Below are 12,745 nucleotides of genomic sequence, written 5' to 3' on the forward strand. Positions count from 1 at the left end.
CCCGGCTCATCCCTCCCCGGCCAGGGCCCGCGCGCACCCTTCGACGGCCTCCTCACGGGTGGCGTGGCGCGGCAGGTCGTGGCCGGTCCCTTCCCGGACGACATCGGACGGGCCCAGCAGACCCCGTGGGTCGACGACGGCCGCGCGCCGCCCGTCGGACAGGAGCCGCGCGAGGCCGGTGTGCAGCATGGCCAGGGCCACGGAGTCGACGGCGGTGACGTCGTGCAGGTCGAGCACGACGGAGCCGCCGTTCGGCCCCGACTCGTCCAGGGCGTACAGCACGCGTTCGGCGGCCGTGAAGTCGATGGACCCCTGGGCGACGACGACGCCGACCTGTTCGTGGAGGACCCGTTCGTGCTCGGCGGAGGGGGCCGACGGCAGATCGTCCGCGGTCGTGACGAGGGTGACGGTGGACCCCGGCAGCGCGGGGTTGAGCATGAGGTGGAGCCCGTAGCGCTGCGACATCGTCTCCAGCGCGGCGTGGCCGCGTACCGAACCGCCGGTCGCGTCCAGCGGCGGGCTGTAGGTGGCGACCCCGAAGCGGGCGGGGCCCACCGCGATGAGACCGCCGGACACCCCGCTCTTGGCGGGCAGCCCGACGCGCAGCAGCCAGTCGCCGGAGCCGTCGTACATGCCGCAGGTCGCCATGACGGCGAGGACCTGGGCGGCGACCTCGGCGGAGACGACCTGCTCGCCGGTGACCGGGTTGACGCCGCCGTAGGCGAGCGTCGCGGCCATCGTGGCGAGGTCGACCGCGGTGACGCGGATCGCGCACTGGCGGAAGTAGCGGTCGACCGCGAGGACCGGGTCGACGGGCATGGTGCCGGTGGAGCGGATCAGGTAGGCCAGCGCCCGGTTGCGGTCCCCGGTCACCGACTCGGAGCTGAACACCTCCTCGTCGACGTCCAGTTCCCGTCCGGCGAACCGGCCGAGGCAGCGCAGGATCCGGTCGAAGGCGGGCTCGTCGGGGGTGTCGGGGATCAGGGCGGTGGTGACGATCGCGCCGGCGTTGACCATGGCGTTGGCGGGCCGCCCGGTGTCGGGTTCGAGGCTGATGGCGTTGAACGCCTCGCCGCTCGGCTCGGCGCCCACCCAGCGGCTCACCTCGTCGAGGCCGAGGACGGAGAGCGCGAGGGCGTAGATGAACGGTTTCGAGACGGACTGGAGGGTGAAGGGGATGTCCGCCTCGCCCGCGCTGTAGCGGTGTCCGTCCATGCTGACCAGCGCGAGACCGAAGGCGTCCGGGTCGGCCAGGGCCAGTTGGGGGATGTAGTCGGCCGGCTTCCCGTCCCGTACGCCGATGAACCGCTCACGCAGGTTCTCCAGCGAGTCCGTCACCGCGTCTGCTGCGCTCACGACGGCGCCCCTCAGCCGCGCTCGGCCTGGGCGACCCGGGGGAAGGTCTTCACCCCGGCGGCCTTGCGGCTGTTGGCCTGGGCGTCGACCGTACGGTCCGGCGGCGCGTCCTCGATGCCGACGACGACGGTGTCCAGGACCTTGTCCTCGGCGTCGACGAACTCCACCTTCACGGCGTAGAACGCGGCCTCGTCGGTGGGGTTGGTGACCCGGACGCGCGCGCTGCGGACCTCCTCGGACCCGCTGAGCGGCAGCCCGGTGACCGAGACGTCGGCGACGGCGTTGCCCCGACCCTCCACCTCGTCGAGGCGTTTCGTCGCCTCCTGCCGTACGCGTTCGGACTCGGCGGACACCGAGGCGGCGAAGCTCTCCTGGGTGCGCGGGCTCGGGGACTCGCTCGGCGACTCCTCCGGCTCGGGCGTGAGGGTGTGCACGCCCCGGTCGGTCCCTTCACTGGTGGTGTCGGAGTCGCAGGCCGCCGTACCGGCGAGCAGCAGGGCCGCGGCCGCGACGGGGGCCAGGGCGCGCGCGGCACGAGCCCGGCGCGCGGAGAGGTTCGCTTTCACGGACGGTCCGTCCAATCCAGGAGTGGGGTGTGCGGAAGTCAGGCCGCCTCGTCACCGAAGATGTCGCGGAGCTTCGCCTCGCGCTCGGTGTCGAGATTGCTGTGGAGGAGTTCGGCGCCGTCACCCGGCAGTTGCGCGCCGATCCGCTCGGGCACCTCGTTCATGGTCAGCAGGAACAGCGCCGAGGTTCCGGGGGTCACCTTCTCCTTGACCTCGGCGATGAAGTCGTCGTCGATGCCGACGTCCGCGAGCTTCCCGCCGAGCGCCCCGGCTGCCGCTCCGATGGCCGCACCCAGCAGCGGCATGAGGAAGATCAGCCCGAAGAGCATGCCCCAGAAGGTGCCGCTGAGGGCTCCGGCGCCGACGAGGTTGAGCAGCTGCCTGGTACGGGGCTTGGCCCGGTCGGCGGGCCAGCTGACCACGGCCGCGTCGAGGATCTTGATCAGCCCTTCCTTCTGAAGGGATTTCAGGGCCTCCTCGACGTTCTCCGCGCCGTCGGCCGTCCGGAACTTCCACACCGTGAGCGTGGACATCGCGCGCCCTCCTGCACTCCCGCTCCTGCACTCCCGAGCAACAACTCGCCCATATTAGGATCAAAAGGTATGAATTGACTCGTCGAAGCATCCGCTTCATACGGGAGCGGGTCGAGCCCTGGGAGGGAACGATGGATACGGACGCCCTGACCGCCGACGTGTTGCGGGAGCTGCGGGCGACCCGGCCCTATCCGGCGCTGTCCCTGACCATGCCGACCCACCGCAAGGCCCCCGACAACGCCCAGGACCCCGTCCGGCTGCGGAACCTGGTGGCGGAGGCCGGGCACCGGCTGGACGCCGACCCGGAGGTCAGCCGTGAGGTCGCGGCCGCTCTGCGGGCCCAGCTGGAGCGGGCGGCGGAGGAGGTGGACCCGCGCGGGGCACTGGACTCCCTGGTGCTGCTGGTCACCACCGACGACTACCGGATCTGGCGGCTGCCGCGTACCGCACCCGAACGGGTGGTGCTCAGCGACACCTTCCTCACCCGCAACCTCGTCGCGGCCAAGGCCCAGACGCGGCCGTTCCGGGCGGTGACCGTCGCCGCCGACCACGCCACACTGTGGATCGGGACCGGGGACGGCATCCGGCCGGAGAAGGCCGGCGGCTTCCCGCTGGCCGCGCCGAAGGAGCCGCCGAACCCGCAGCGCGAGGAGCGGATCGGGGACACCCCGAGCACGTTCACCGACGAGGAGACCCGGAACTTCTTCCGCGAGGTCGACGAGAAGCTGCGCGCGGTGCTCGCCGACGACCCGCGGCCGCTGTATCTGATGGGTCTGGCCCCCGCTCTCGCCCTGCTGGACGAGGTCGGCGAGAGCTCGCGGTCCGCGATCGGCCGGGTCGCCAAGGGTGCGCCGGCCGACCTGCCGCCCGCAGAGGTCCTCCGGGAGCTGCGCCCCGCCCTGGAGGAGGGGGCGCATCAGGCGGCGGCCGAGGTGGAGACCCGGCTGGACAACGCCCGCAGCGCCCACACCTTCGCCGGCGGGCTCGACGAGGTGTGGGCCGCCGTCCGCGAGGGCCGGGCGGGTCTGGTCGCGGTGGAGGAACACTTCCAGGCGACCGTTCGCGTGGCCGACGAGCATCTGGAGCCGGTGCCCGAGGGGACGGCGCAGAGCGCGGACGGCGCGGTCCGCGAGGACATCGTCGACGAACTGGTCGAAGCGGCGCTGGACAGCGGCGCCGACGTCGTGTTCGTGGAGGACGACTCGCTGGCGGAGCACGGCCGGATCGCGGCGGCCCTGCGCTACTGAACACCCCTCAGGAGAGGCCGCTGCGCCGTCAGCCCAGGCGGCGGACCGGCTGTCCGTCGAGGAACGCCCTGATGTCCTCCACCGCCTGGCCGTAGTACGTCTCGTAGTTGGCGCGTGAGACATAGCCCAGGTGCGGGGTGGCCAGCAGGCGCGGCGTGCTCCGCACCGGGTCGTCGGCCGGCAGCGGCTCGACGTCGAACACATCGGTCGCGGCCCCCGCGATGGTGCCCGCGTCCAGGGCGGCGAGCAGGGCGTCCGTGTCGACGATGGCCGCCCTGGAGGTGTTGATCAGATACGCGGTCGGGCGCATCCGGGCGAGTTCGGCCGCGCCGATCAGCCCCCGGGTCCGCTCGCCGAGCGCCAGGTGGACGGAGACGAAGTCGCTGCCGGCCAGCAGCTCGTCCTTGGAGGCGGCCAGGGTCGCACCGACCTCGTCGGTACGTTCCTTCGTGAGGTTCCGGCTCCAGGCCACCACGTCCATGCCGAAGGCCAGGCCCACCTGCGCCACCCGGGCGCCGATCTTCCCGAGCCCCAGCAGACCGAGCGTCCGCCCGTGCAGATCGGCCCCGAGGGTCGACTGCCAGGGCCCGCCCGTGCGGAGCGCCGTCGCCTCGGGGACGATCCCGCGGGCCAGGCCCAGCAGCAGGGCCCAGGTGAGTTCGACGGGCGGGGTGGAGGAGCTGGCGGTGCCGCAGACCTCGACACCGTGCCGCCGCGCGGCGTCGAAGTCGATGACGGAGTTGCGCATACCGGAGGCGACGAGCAGCCGCAGCCGGGGCAGCCGGGCGAACAGCTCGGCGGGGAAGGGCACCCGCTCGCGCAGGGTCACCACGATGTCGAAGCCGTCGAGGGCGGTGGCCGCCTCGTCCACCGTCGCGAGGTGCTCGGTGAACGTCACGATCTCGACGTCGTCGGTGACGGGCGACCAGTCGACGACGGTGGTGGCCACGGACTGGAAGTCCTCGATGACGGCGCAGCGCAGCTTCATGGCAGCCTCTCTCCGGCCGGGCAGGGGTCGCCGTCCATGATCGCGCATCGCCCCGGCCGGGCCGGCAGAGGCCCCGGCTCGGGAGGGTGTCAGGAGGCCTCGGGCCCGTACCAGAGGGTGGTGGTGTTGCAGAACTCGCGGATGCCGTGCCCGGCCAGCTCACGGCCGTAACCGGAGCGTTTGATCCCGCCGAAGGGCAGGGCGGGGTGCGAGGCGGTCATCCCGTTGAAGAAGACGCCGCCGGCCTCCAGGTCGCGGGCGCAGCGTTCCTGTTCGCCCTGGTCGCGGGTCCAGACGTTGGAACTGAGGCCGAAGGGGGTGTCGTTGGCCAGGTGGATCGCCTCGTCGAGGTCGGCGACCCGGTAGAGGGTGGCGACCGGGCCGAAGGTCTCCTCGCGGTGGATGCGCATGGCGGAGGTGATGCCGGCGAGGACGGTGGGCTCGTAGAACCAGCCGTTCTCCAGGCCGCCGCCGAGCTTGTCGGGGCGGCGTCCGCCGCACAGCGCCTCGGCACCTCGCCCGACGGCGTCGTCGACGAGTTCCTCCAGGTCGGTGCGGCCCTGCTCGGTGGAGAGCGGCCCGACGTCGGTCGCTTCCTCCAGCGGGTCGCCGACGGTCAGGGCCCGCATGCCCGCGGAGAAGGCTTCGGCGAACGCGTCGTACACGTCGGCGTGGACGATGAAGCGCTTGGCGGCGATGCAGGACTGGCCGTTGTTCTGGACGCGCGCGGTGACGGCGGTGGCGGCGGCCTTCTCCACGTCCGCGGAGGGCAGGACGAGGTAGGGGTCGCTGCCGCCGAGTTCCAGCACGGTCTTCTTGACCTCGTCGCCGGCGGTGGCGGCGACGGCTCGGCCGGCGGGTTCGCTGCCGGTGAGCGTGGCGGCGACGACGCGCGGGTCGCGCAGGACGGCCTCGACGGCGCCGGAGCCGATCAGCAGCGTACGGAAGCAGCCTGCAGGGAATCCGGCCCGGTGGAAGAGGTCCTCCAGGTAGAGGGCGGTCTGCGGGACGTTCGACGCGTGTTTGAGGAGCCCGACGTTGCCCGCCATGAGGGCGGGTGCGGCGAAGCGCACCACCTGCCAGAGCGGGAAGTTCCACGGCATCACGGCGAGGACCACACCGAGCGGCCGGTAGCGGACCAGCGCGCGGGAGGCCCCGGAGTCCGCCACGTCGGCGGGGTCCGGGTGCTCGTCGGCGAGCAGCCCCTCGGCGCGGTCGGCGTACCAGCGCATCGCCTTCGCGCACTTGGCCGCCTCCGCGCGGGCCGCGGTGACGGGCTTGCCCATCTCCAGGGTCATCGTGCGGGCGATGGTGTCGCGGTCCTCGTCGAGGAGGTCGGCGGCCCGGTTCAGCCAGGCCGCGCGCTGCTCGAAGGGGGTGGTGCGGTACTGGCGGAAGGTCTCCGCGGCGGCGGTGATCCGGCGTTCGGTCTCGTCCTCGCCGAGGGCTTCGAATGACCTGATCAGTTCGCCGTTCGCGGGGTTGACCGTCGCGATGGGCATGGCAGTGACCTCCTTGCATCGGTAGTCCGACCGTGCCGCGCCGCACCGGTCCGCGCAACGCGGCCCTCCCCTCCCCCGCACGTACCCGGCCGACGCGGATCATGCGTGCCCGGGGGCACGATCCGCGTCGGCCGGTGTGCGGGCCGCCCTGCTCGGGCGGTCTACACGAGCGCCGCCGCCGGGATGTCGCGGGCGGTGCGGACGCCGGGCAGCGGGGCGTACGGGAGCAGTCCCGCGGTCTTCGGCGCCTCGGCGTAGCGGGTGAACCAGACCACTTTGCCGTCCGTGGTCCGGCAGGTGCCCCAGCTGTCGCTGAGGGCCATGACCCGGCTCAGCCCGCCGCCGGCCGGCAGGAGCCGGGGCATCCGGGCACTGTTGTTGGCGACGGACACGGTCACGTGCCGTCCGGTCCAGCGGAGTTCGAGGACGCAGGTGTTGCCGTCGCCGACATGCCGGTGGACGTTGGTCAGGAGCTCGTCCAGGGCCCGGCACACCGGCCGGACGTGCAGATCGAGACTCCAGTGACGGAGGTGTGCGGCGGCGATCCGCCGCAGCTGGGACACGCGCTCTGCCGACACCTGCAGTTCGACCGAGTAGTGCCGGTCGAGTGGAACGGTCATCGTCGAGGCTCCTCACCACGAGGCCCACGTGCTTCACCACGTCGTACTTCACCCCGTCGTACGAACGACCCCCGATCACGAAGCGTGAGCACTTATCACTTCTGGGTCATTCCTCAGGGTGAGGCCGGTACGCCGGACACGCAACAGCTGGGCCGTCCGTGCTGGTGGGGGCCGGTGCCCGGTCACAGCAGGTAGGGCAGCAAGGTGTCCGGGGTGAGGGGCAGTTCGCGCAGCCGGGCGCCGGTGGCGTGGCGGACCGCGTTGCCGATGGCGGCGGCGGTGCCGACGATTCCGATCTCGCCGATGCCCTTGCTGCCCATGGGGTTGAGGTGGCGGTCGTCCTCCTCGATCCAGTGGGCCTGGATGTCGGCGGTGTCGGCGCAGACGGGCACGTGGTAGGAGGCGAGGTCCTTGGCGGTGAAGTCCCCGAAGACCGGGTCGATGCCGCAGCCCTCGGTGAGGGCCATGCCGATGCCCATCACCATGCCACCGGTGAACTGGGAACGGGCGGTGCGCGCGTTGAGGATCCGCCCGGCGGCGTACACCCCGAGGAGCCGGCGGACGCGCACCTCGCCGGTGACGGCGTCGACGGCCGTCTCGGCGAAGTGGGCGCCGAAGGCGTGCCGGGCGTACGGGGACTCGTCGGCGGTCTCCTGCTCGGTGTCGGCGGTGGTGGTGATCCCCTCGGCGGGGAGCGGCCCGGAGTGCCCGGCGAGGCGGGCGGCGAGGTCGGCGGCGGCCTTGTGGACGGCCCAGCCCCAGGAGGCGGTGCCGGAGGAACCGCCGGCCAGCGGGGCGGTGGGCAGGTCGGTGGAGCCGATGTCGACGTGGACGGCCGCGGGGTCGGTGCCCAGCGCGTCGGCGGCGATCTGGGCCAGCACGGTGCGGGCCCCGGTGCCGATGTCGGTGGCGTTGACCCGGATGGTCAGGGAGCCGTCGGGGGCGGCGTGGGCGCTCGCGGTGGACCGGGAGACGAGGACGGGGTACGTCGCGGAGGCGACGCCCGTACCGATGAGCCACCGGCCCTCCTGCCGGGCGGCGGGGCGGGGGTCGCGGTCGTGCCAACCGAACCGTGCGGCGCCGTCGCGCAGGCAGGCGGCGAGGCCGCGGCTGCTGAAGGGGCGGCCGCTGTCCGGTTCGGTCGCGGGTTCGTTGCGCAGCCGCAGCTCCACCGGGTCCAGGCCGAGCGCGGAGGCGAGTTCGTCCATGGCGGACTCCAGGGCGTACATCCCCGAGGCCTCCCCCGGGGCGCGCATCCAGGAGGGGCTGGGCACGTCGAGGGCGACCACCCGGTGCCCGGTGCGGCTGTTCGGCGAGGCGTACATGACGCGGGCGGGCACGGCGGCCTGCTCGACGAACTCCTTCACGGTGGAGGTCTGGGTGACCACCTCGTGGCTGACGGCGGTGAGCACGCCGTCGAGGTCCGCGCCGAGCCGGACCCGCTGGATCGTGGGGGCCCGGTGACCGACGACCTCGGCGAGCTGGGCCCGGGGGAAGACGAGTTTGACGGGGCGCCCGGTGTGCCGGGCGGCCATCGCGGCCAGGACTCCCTGGGGTCGGGTGGTGCCCTTCGAGCCGAAGCCGCCGCCGACGTGCTCGGAGACCACGGTGATGTGGTCGGGGCTCATTCCGAACGCCTGGGCGAGGCTGCCGCGGACCTTGTCGGAGCCCTGGCTGGAGTCGTGGACGGTGAGGTGGCCGTCGGACCACTCGGCGGTGGCAGCGTGCGGCTCCATGGGGTGGTTGTGCAGCGCGTCCATCCGGTACGTCGCGTCGACCTGGACGGGCGATGCGGCCAGGGCCTTCTCCACGTCGCCCCGGTTGCGGACGGCGGGGAACCCGCCGTTGGCCTCCTCGGGCGTGTACAGGCCGGGGTGGTCCTCGGTGAGGGTGACGTCGTGAGGGTCGCGTTCGTACTCGATGTGGAGCTCCCCGGCCCCGGTCCGGGCGGCTTCGAGCGAATCCGCGATCACGAGGGCGACCGGCATGCCGTGGTGCGGGACGCGCTCGTCCTGGAGCACGGCGAGGATCGGGTCGTCGGGCTCCTGGAGCCGGGGCGCGTTGTCGTGGGTGAGGACGGAGTGGACGCCGGGTACGGCGAGGGCGTCGACGGCCCGTACGGCGGTGACGCGTCCGGCGGCGACGGTGGCCGGGACGGTCCAGGCGTACAGGCAGCCGGCGGGGATGCGGTCGGCCGCGTACCGGGCGGTGCCGGTGACCTTGTCCCGGGCCTCTCTGCGGACGACGGGCGCACCGGGGAACTGCGGGGCTTGCGTGGTCATGGCGGGGATCCTCGGGGGTCGGTGGTGCGGGAGGGCGACCGGTCCGGCGGGCTGAGCCGGGACGCGGGCGCTCGGCCCGGTCCGGCGGGTTCGGCCGGGACGGCGGATCAGCCGGTCCGGGCCGGCTGCCGCTCCGTGAGTTCGCCGAGTACGTCCAGGGCGAGGCGGCGGGCGAGGTCCACCTTGAACGCGTTGTCGCGGAGCGGACGCGCCTCGGCCAGTTCGGCGATCAGGGCGTGCTGGAAGGCGGCGGGGGTGGCCGGGGCGTCACGCAGTTCGGCCTCGGCCCTGCGGGCCCGCCATGGCCGGTGGGCGACGCCGCCGAACGCGAGCGTGGCGTGCTCGACCCGGCCCGCCGCCACCCGGAGCGTCGCGGCGACGGAGACCAGCGCGAAGGCGAAGCTTGCCCGGTCGCGGGCCTTGCGGTAGCGGGAGACCGCCCCGGGCACCGGCGGCGGGAGCACCACCTCGGTGATCAGCTCGCCGGGCCTGATCACGGTGTCCTGGTCGGGGTTCTCCTCCGGGAGGCGGTGGAATTCGGTGAGCGGCACGGACCGTTCCCCCTCGGGCCCCAGGAGGTGCACGGTCGCGTCCAGCGCGGCGAGCGCCACGGCCATGTCGGACGGGTTGGTGGCCACGCACTCCGGCGAGTGCCCGAGGATCGCCAGGTCGCGGTGGGTTCCCTCGCGCGCGGGGCAGCCGGAGCCGGGAAGCCGTTTGTTGCAGGGCTTGGAGACGTCCTGGAAGTAGCGGCACCGGGTGCGCTGGAGCAGGTTGCCGCCGGTGGTGGCCGCGTTGCGGAGCTGGCCGGAGGCCCCGGCCAGCAGCGCCTGGGACAGGGCCGGGTAGTGCTCCGTCGCGTCGGGGTGAGCGGCGAGGTCGCTGTTGCGCACGGTGGCTCCGATGCTCAGACCGCCTTCCGCCGTCCGGGTCACCCGGTGCAGGGGCAGCCCCGAGACGTCGATGAGGACCCGGGGTGTCTCCACACCGAGCTTCATCAGGTCCACCAGATTGGTGCCGCCGCCCAGGAAGCGGGCGCCGGGACCGGCCGCGCAGAGCCGGACGGCCTCGTCGGTGGAGGCGGGGCGCGCATAGCCGAAAGGTTTCACTCGATCACGTCCTCGATGGCTTCGACGATCCGGGGATAGGCCCCGCACCGGCACAGGTTGCCGCTCATGCGTTCCCGGATCTCGGCGGCGTCGAGTGCGACCGGCCCGGTCGCGTCGTCCGGCCCGGTGACGTGCGAGGGGTGCCCGTCGGCGGCCTCGCGGAGCATGCCCACGGCCGAGCAGATCTGGCCGGGGGTGCAGAAGCCGCACTGGAGGGCGTCCCGCTCGACGAACGCCTGCTGCACCGGGTGCAGGCTCTCGCCGTCGGCGAGCCCCTCCACCGTGGTGATCACGGCGCCGTCCTGGGTGACGGTGAGCAGCAGGCAGCTGTTGACCCGCCGCTCGTCGACGAGCACCGTGCAGGCTCCGCACTGGCCGTGGTCGCAGCCCTTCTTGGCTCCGGTGAGGCCGAAACTCTCGCGGAGCGTCTCCAGGACCGTGGCGCGGTGGTCGACGGTCAGCGTCGTCTCCTCGCCGTTGACGAAGAGGGTCACGGTGGAGTGTTCGTCGACGACCGGTTCCGGTTCGAGGTCCGCTCCGAGAGCGAGGGAATCCATGCGCGCGCCTTTCGCTTCGCCACGGGGCAGGTCCCGCCCCGGTCGTGCTCGGGTGTCTTCCGGCCGGTCAGCGGCTCTGCAGCCGCAGCCGGACCTCCTGCTCCTGGTCGCCGGCGGCCGTGCCGACGACGCTCACCGCGAAGGCCCCGGTGAGATGCGTACGCAGCCGGTCGACGGCCCAGTAGCCGCCCTGGGCGTCCACCGTGACCGGTGCGGTGAGGTGGGCGGGGGTGGCGTCGGCCTTCGGCTCGGACACGTCGACGGTGGTGACCCAGACGGTCGGACGGGGGCCGGAGGTCTGCTCGGGGGTCTCGCCCATCGGGTGGTCGGAGGCGAAGCCGGTGGCGAGCACGTCGAACACGGTTCGGGCGTCCTCGGTGTCGCAGCGGCTGAGCGAGACCACCACCTCCCGGCCTGCCGGGTGCTCCTCGCCGCCGCTCTGCTCGGGAGTGCTGTTCACCGTGGTTCCTTCCGAGATGCCTGAACTTCCGGAGTGCGGGCAGGAGGGCTGTCCTGACTCGCAGTGGTGAAACCCGTTTCCTCTGAGATACCCATAAAACATGAATTGCTGTGAATAGCTGACTGATGCCCTTCTCTCGGGGTATGCCGATGACATGGATGTTCTGATGGCAGTCAATGCGGCCGATGCGCCCGACGGGACCACGCTCGCGGACGGCACGGGGGCTCTGGGGATTTTCATGGGCGTCGTGGCAGTGGCCGTCGTGGCCCTGCTGATCGGCGGCTTCCTCCTCAGCAAGCGCAAGCACGACGCCGAGCCGCCGCCGCCCCAGCCCCATGAGCAGCCGGAGAAGCCCGAGCGGCGTACGCACATCGAGCAGACCGACCCGCATTCCTCCGACCGCTTCCCCGAGGACGGCCACGCCCTGTCGCCGTACGAGCTCAAGGACCACGGCAACCACCCGATGCCGCCCGACGAAGAACAGCCTCGCAACTGACCCGCCCGTCCCCAGGGGGGCGCGTCACGCCGGCCCCCTCTGTCCAGGAGGTAGTGATGGCCGGCTCGGCCGCCGACCGACGTACGCGTCTCACGGTCCTGGTCGCGCTCGCGGCCAACCTCGTGATCGCGGCGGCCAAGACCGTGGGCGGACTGGCCTCCGGCTCCCCCGCCCTGCTGTCCGAGGCCGCCCACTCGGTCGCCGACAGCCTGAACGAGGTGTTCCTCCTCGCCGCGCTCCGGCGCAGCCGCCGTCCCGCCGACGCCCGTCATCCGTTCGGATACGGCAAGGAGCGCTTCTTCTGGGCGCTGCTGGCCGCTGTCGGTATCTTCGTGATGGGCGGTTGTTTCTCGTTCTACCAGGGGCTCTCCGCGCTGCGCCGGGACGAGCAGGAGTCGCCCGAGGGGTACACGGCGGGGCTGATCGTTCTGGGCGTCGCCTTCGTCGCCGAGGCCACCTCCCTCACCCGCGCCCTGCACCAGGCGCGTGGCGAGAAGCGCGGTTCGCTGGACCCGGCGCTGCGTACCGTCATCGCGGAGGACAGCACGGCGGTCCTCGGCGTGACCCTGGCGATGGCGGGGATGGGGCTGCATCTGGCCACCGGCAGTGTGGTGTGGGAGGCTGCGGCCTCGCTGGGGATCGGGCTGCTGCTCGTGTACGTGGCCTTCCGGCTCGGACGGGACGCCCGCGACCAGCTGATCGGCGAGGCCGTCGATCCGGAGCTGCGCCGCGATCTGGTGGGCTTCCTGATGCGCCAGGGAGAGATCGACAACGTCGCCGAGCTGCTCACGATGCGTCTCGGCATGGACTCGGTCCTGGTGGCCGCCCGGATCGACCTCGCCCCCGGTATCGACAGCGAGCGCGTCGAGGAGGTCTCGATGCGTATCAGGGAGGCGATGGCCGACCGGTGGCCGCAGGCCGACCAGGTCTTCCTCGACATCACGAACGCCCCGCCGCGCACCGGGCTGTGACCCCGGGCGGTCGCGGCCCGCGTTGCGGGACCGGGCGGGCCGGTCAAGGCTGGTTGCT

General features: G+C 72.7%; 13 protein-coding genes. 3 read left to right on the forward strand and 10 right to left on the reverse strand.

Features of this window, described 5'->3' with window-relative positions; all coding sequences use genetic code 11:
• Positions 1 to 6: 6 nt before the first annotated feature.
• The 3 genes from glsA to IE140_RS28595 are packed head-to-tail and all read right to left on the reverse strand — an operon-like array spanning position 7 to position 2,455.
• A complete protein-coding gene (gene glsA / locus IE140_RS28585; RefSeq protein WP_093445398.1) occupies positions 7 to 1,356 on the reverse strand; it encodes a glutaminase A in 1,350 nt (449 codons plus the stop codon).
• 11 nt (positions 1,357 to 1,367) lie between these two features.
• The gene (locus IE140_RS28590) at positions 1,368 to 1,922 is read right to left on the reverse strand and encodes a hypothetical protein (RefSeq protein WP_150194873.1); all 555 of its coding nucleotides are present in this window, start codon (positions 1,920 to 1,922) and stop codon (positions 1,368 to 1,370) included.
• Positions 1,923 to 1,960: 38 nt separating this feature from the next.
• Positions 1,961 to 2,455, reverse strand: coding sequence for a DUF1269 domain-containing protein (locus IE140_RS28595; protein WP_109177381.1), 495 nt, complete (start codon positions 2,453 to 2,455; stop codon positions 1,961 to 1,963).
• Between the two features lie 131 nt (positions 2,456 to 2,586).
• Here IE140_RS28595 and IE140_RS28600 point away from each other — a divergent pair, with 131 nt between their 5' ends.
• On the forward strand, positions 2,587 to 3,702 hold the full coding sequence (locus IE140_RS28600; RefSeq protein ID WP_109177382.1) for a baeRF3 domain-containing protein: 1,116 nt from the start codon (positions 2,587 to 2,589) through the stop codon (positions 3,700 to 3,702).
• Positions 3,703 to 3,730: 28 nt separating this feature from the next.
• Here the strand turns inward: IE140_RS28600 and IE140_RS28605 are convergent, their stop codons facing one another.
• The 7 genes from IE140_RS28605 to IE140_RS28635 form a co-directional block, all read right to left on the reverse strand.
• The gene (locus IE140_RS28605; protein WP_150194871.1) at positions 3,731 to 4,690 is read right to left on the reverse strand and encodes a D-2-hydroxyacid dehydrogenase family protein; all 960 of its coding nucleotides are present in this window, start codon (positions 4,688 to 4,690) and stop codon (positions 3,731 to 3,733) included.
• A gap of 89 nt (positions 4,691 to 4,779) precedes the next feature.
• Positions 4,780 to 6,192: an NADP-dependent succinic semialdehyde dehydrogenase gene (locus IE140_RS28610; protein ID WP_150194868.1), complete on the reverse strand. Its 1,413-nt coding sequence runs from the start codon at positions 6,190 to 6,192 to the stop codon at positions 4,780 to 4,782.
• 161 nt (positions 6,193 to 6,353) lie between these two features.
• Entirely contained in the window at positions 6,354 to 6,812 is a 459-nt protein-coding gene (locus IE140_RS28615; protein ID WP_150194866.1) for an ATP-binding protein, read from the reverse strand.
• Between the two features lie 182 nt (positions 6,813 to 6,994).
• Positions 6,995 to 9,094 carry a xanthine dehydrogenase family protein molybdopterin-binding subunit gene (locus IE140_RS28620; RefSeq protein ID WP_150194864.1) on the reverse strand — a complete coding sequence of 700 codons (2,100 nt, stop codon included), beginning with the start codon at positions 9,092 to 9,094 and terminating at the stop codon, positions 6,995 to 6,997.
• 107 nt (positions 9,095 to 9,201) lie between these two features.
• On the reverse strand, positions 9,202 to 10,203 hold the full coding sequence (locus IE140_RS28625; protein ID WP_150194862.1) for an FAD binding domain-containing protein: 1,002 nt from the start codon (positions 10,201 to 10,203) through the stop codon (positions 9,202 to 9,204).
• A complete protein-coding gene (locus IE140_RS28630; protein ID WP_150194860.1) occupies positions 10,200 to 10,760 on the reverse strand; it encodes a 2Fe-2S iron-sulfur cluster-binding protein in 561 nt (186 codons plus the stop codon). The genes IE140_RS28625 and IE140_RS28630 overlap by 4 nt, the downstream gene beginning before the upstream one ends.
• A gap of 67 nt (positions 10,761 to 10,827) precedes the next feature.
• Complete coding sequence (locus IE140_RS28635; protein WP_093445409.1) at positions 10,828 to 11,220, reverse strand: hypothetical protein; 393 nt, start codon at positions 11,218 to 11,220, stop codon at positions 10,828 to 10,830.
• Between the two features lie 154 nt (positions 11,221 to 11,374).
• Between IE140_RS28635 and IE140_RS28640 the strand changes: the two genes are divergently transcribed.
• Both IE140_RS28640 and IE140_RS28645 read left to right on the forward strand, forming a co-directional pair.
• Entirely contained in the window at positions 11,375 to 11,716 is a 342-nt protein-coding gene (locus IE140_RS28640; RefSeq protein WP_150194858.1) for a DUF6479 family protein, read from the forward strand.
• Positions 11,717 to 11,772: 56 nt separating this feature from the next.
• Complete coding sequence (locus IE140_RS28645; RefSeq protein WP_093445411.1) at positions 11,773 to 12,687, forward strand: cation diffusion facilitator family transporter; 915 nt, start codon at positions 11,773 to 11,775, stop codon at positions 12,685 to 12,687.
• Positions 12,688 to 12,745: the final 58 nt, after the last annotated feature.

The organism is Streptomyces parvus, assembly GCF_014648875.1.
Taxonomy (GTDB): Bacteria; Actinomycetota; Actinomycetes; order Streptomycetales; family Streptomycetaceae; genus Streptomyces; species Streptomyces parvus.

Excerpts from the sequence above, each read along its gene's own strand:
- IE140_RS28640 (WP_150194858.1), top strand. The coding sequence starts at position 11,375 with ATGGATGTTCTGATGGCAGTCAATGCGGCCGATGCGCCCGACGGGACC.
- IE140_RS28595 (WP_109177381.1), bottom strand. The coding sequence starts at position 2,455 with ATGTCCACGCTCACGGTGTGGAAGTTCCGGACGGCCGACGGCGCGGAG.
- IE140_RS28600 (WP_109177382.1), top strand. The coding sequence starts at position 2,587 with ATGGATACGGACGCCCTGACCGCCGACGTGTTGCGGGAGCTGCGGGCG.
- IE140_RS28645 (WP_093445411.1), top strand. The coding sequence starts at position 11,773 with ATGGCCGGCTCGGCCGCCGACCGACGTACGCGTCTCACGGTCCTGGTC.
- IE140_RS28610 (WP_150194868.1), bottom strand. The coding sequence starts at position 6,192 with ATGCCCATCGCGACGGTCAACCCCGCGAACGGCGAACTGATCAGGTCA.
- IE140_RS28615 (WP_150194866.1), bottom strand. The coding sequence starts at position 6,812 with ATGACCGTTCCACTCGACCGGCACTACTCGGTCGAACTGCAGGTGTCG.
- IE140_RS28605 (WP_150194871.1), bottom strand. The coding sequence starts at position 4,690 with ATGAAGCTGCGCTGCGCCGTCATCGAGGACTTCCAGTCCGTGGCCACC.
- IE140_RS28620 (WP_150194864.1), bottom strand. The coding sequence starts at position 9,094 with ATGACCACGCAAGCCCCGCAGTTCCCCGGTGCGCCCGTCGTCCGCAGA.
- IE140_RS28630 (WP_150194860.1), bottom strand. The coding sequence starts at position 10,760 with ATGGATTCCCTCGCTCTCGGAGCGGACCTCGAACCGGAACCGGTCGTC.